At 65.3% G+C, this 2691-nt stretch carries 2 protein-coding genes; both read right to left on the minus strand.

Annotated features, from left to right (window positions below):
- Positions 1-2099, minus strand: a 2099-nt coding sequence (locus ACFWGJ_RS43200) for an AAWKG family protein (protein ID WP_387334450.1), incomplete at its 3' end; no start/stop codon positions are given.
- Positions 2100-2188: 89 nt separating this feature from the next.
- On the minus strand, positions 2189-2656 hold the full coding sequence (locus tag ACFWGJ_RS43205) for a type VII secretion system-associated protein (RefSeq protein ID WP_189773764.1): 468 nt from the start codon (positions 2654-2656) through the stop codon (positions 2189-2191).
- Positions 2657-2691: the final 35 nt, after the last annotated feature.

Below are 2691 nucleotides of genomic sequence, written 5' to 3' on the forward strand. Positions count from 1 at the left end.
AGGTTGCCGACCTTCAGACCGTCACCCAGATCCTGCGTGGTGACATTGCCGTCCGGCGACGTGGTGGTCAGCGTCCCGGTGTCGGGGTCGAACGAGGTGGTGGTTCCGTCGGGGAAGTCGGTGGTGAGCTTGCCGCCGTCGGCCTGCGTGTTGCCGCCGGTCGGGGTCTTGAGGGAGCCGCCGTTCAGCGAGCCCAGGTTGCCGAGGTTCGAGGTGACCGGGCCCAGGTCCGTCTCGCCGTTGCCGTTCCCGTTGCCGTTGCCCTGGCCGTTGATGTCGCCGAGGTCGCCCAGGCTCTCGGTGGTGATGTCGTTCTTCTGGTTCAGCAGGTCGTCGAGGCTGTCGAGGTTCTGCTGGTTGGCCGGATTGTTGGGGTCGTTGATGCCTCCGAGGCTCTCCTGCACCTCCTTGGCCTGCTCCTCGGCCTCGCGCTTGGCCTCTTCCTGCTCGCGCTTCTGCTCCTCGCGGAGCTCGTCCGCGTACTTCTTGTCCTCGTCGCGCTGCTGGTTCTGCTCGTTGCGCAGTTCCTCGGCCTCGCGCTTGGCCTCGTCCTGCTCCTTCTTCTGCTCCTCACGGAGCTCGTCCTGGTACTTCTTGTCCTCCTCGCGCTGCTTGTTCGCCTCCTCCCGCAGCTCGTCCTGGTACTTCTTGTCCTCCTCGCGCTGCTTGTTCTGCTCCTCACGGAGCTCGTCCTGGTACTTCTTGTCCTCCTCCCGCTGCTTCCTCTGCTCCTCCCGCAGCTCCTCCTGGTACTTCTTGTCCTCCTCCCGCTGCTTCCTGAGCTCCTCTTCCTCCTCCTTCGCCTTCTTCTCCTCGTACTCCTCCGAGGCGGTGCTGGTGGACTTCGGCTTGGGCACGTTGTCCGCGAAGTCCTCGCCGAGTTCGAGGAAGTGGTTGTTCAGGTTCGACTGCACCGTGGCGGCGGGCTTGCTCAGGTAGTCCTCGACGCCCTGGCTCCAGACCTTGACCGCCTTGTCACCGACCTTGGCCCAGTTGGCGATGTCGGTCAGGTCGCCGTACTCGGGGTGCGTCTGGGTGAAGCCGCCCTGCGGGCTGTGCCGGACGGTGGTGGTGTAGCGGTTGCTGGTGGACGTGATGTTCGTCTTGGCGACGTTGTTCGCGTCCACCCACTGGGCGAGGTCGTCCAGGACGTAGCGCAGCACCTGGTGCGGGTCGTAGTACGGGGACTTCGCCCAGGCCAGCCAGGCCTCCAGCAGCTTGGTGGCGGAGTCCTCCAGGTACTTGCGGCCGAGCGACAGGGCGCGCGAGTACACCGTGTTGCCGGTGCCGGTCTCGTCGCCGGTGCCGGCCGAGGAGTCGAAGGTCTCGATGTAGGCGTCGTAGTTCTCGCGGATCTTCTTCAGCAGGCTGCGGAAGACTTCCGCGGCCTCGCCCTTCCAGCTGGCGTCGTCCTTGCTGAAACGGTCCTCCCAGTCCTTCAGGACCACCTGGTGGTCCCGGAAGAACTTGGCGGCGTAGTCGAAGGACTCGCCCGTGCGGTTGAAGGAGTTCAGGTCCACCGCGTCGCTGCCGCCCACGCTCAGGTTGCTGAACCGGGCGTTCTGGGTGCCGCCCCTCAGCAGCTCCAGGAGCGCCGTCCGCGGCCCGTTCATGTACCGGGCGAGCGGGATGGTGGACATCTTGTCCTTGTTGTAGTCCGTGAACTCGTTGCCCTCACGGACCTGCGCGTCATTGACGTTGTCGGAGCCGGGACCGGCGAAGATGATCTCCTCGCCGGCCTTCACGCGGCCCTCGAACACGATTCGGGCCTGCATGATCTTCGTCTTCTTGCCGCCGTCGAAGAAGAAGATGTCGTAGTCCTCGCCGGTGTTGGTCAGGAACCCGGAGTCCTTGACCATCAGGCTGAGGCTGCGCTCCTTGATGTCCATCCGGAAGAGCTTGCCGCCGTGGTCGGAGCGGAGCGTGTCGAAGATGGTGCTGCGGTCCGGCACCGGATAACCGGTGATGTGCTTGACCAGGGTGGCCCAGACGTCACTCGACGGGTCGCCGGCGTTGTCGAACTTGTCGAGGTTGGTGCCGGAGTTGGGGTCGTAGCGATCGGCCACCGGGCGCCCTTTCTGGTCGGTTGTCGTCCGCACCGGCACACCGTGTCTTCGTACGGGTGCGCGGGCGTGGGTGTCTTACGGAGCGCGCCGGCCGGTCGTGGCCACCGCCGGCACGGGCGGGGTCAGTCCTCGTCTTCTTCTTCCGTGCCGCCGGCCGTGAGGGTGTCGACCTCTTCGAACGTCTGCAGCAGGGTCTGCGCGTCGATCGCGTCGAGGTTCTTGTTCTTGGTCTTGTTGGCCTCCTCGATGGTGTCCGAGAGGGCTTCCTTCAGCTCTTTGAAGAGATCCATCTGGTCGCCCAGCAGCTTGTCGATGGCCTCCGCGGTGGTGCGGACGCCCTCGATCAGCTTCGGTCCCGAGACCAGGGGCTCGGTGGCCATCTTGCCGATGCGCAGGAGCTGCTGGTTCTGGTCGAGGTTGTCCGGGGTGGTGTGCCCGTCGACGAGGTGGCCGAGCGGGCGGATGGTGGACCCGTCGCCCTCTTCGCGGTGCTTCTTGGCCGCCGTGTAGACCGGCTGTACCTCGTTGTCCCGGAAGTTCTCCATCTGCTTGAGGTCGAAATGCTTGACGTCGGCCTTTTCACCGGCCATGGGACGATCTCCTGCTGCTGGGTGCCGGACGGGGG

It is taken from the genome of Streptomyces sp. NPDC060205, assembly GCF_042728395.1.
GTDB lineage: Bacteria > Actinomycetota > Actinomycetes > Streptomycetales > Streptomycetaceae > Streptomyces.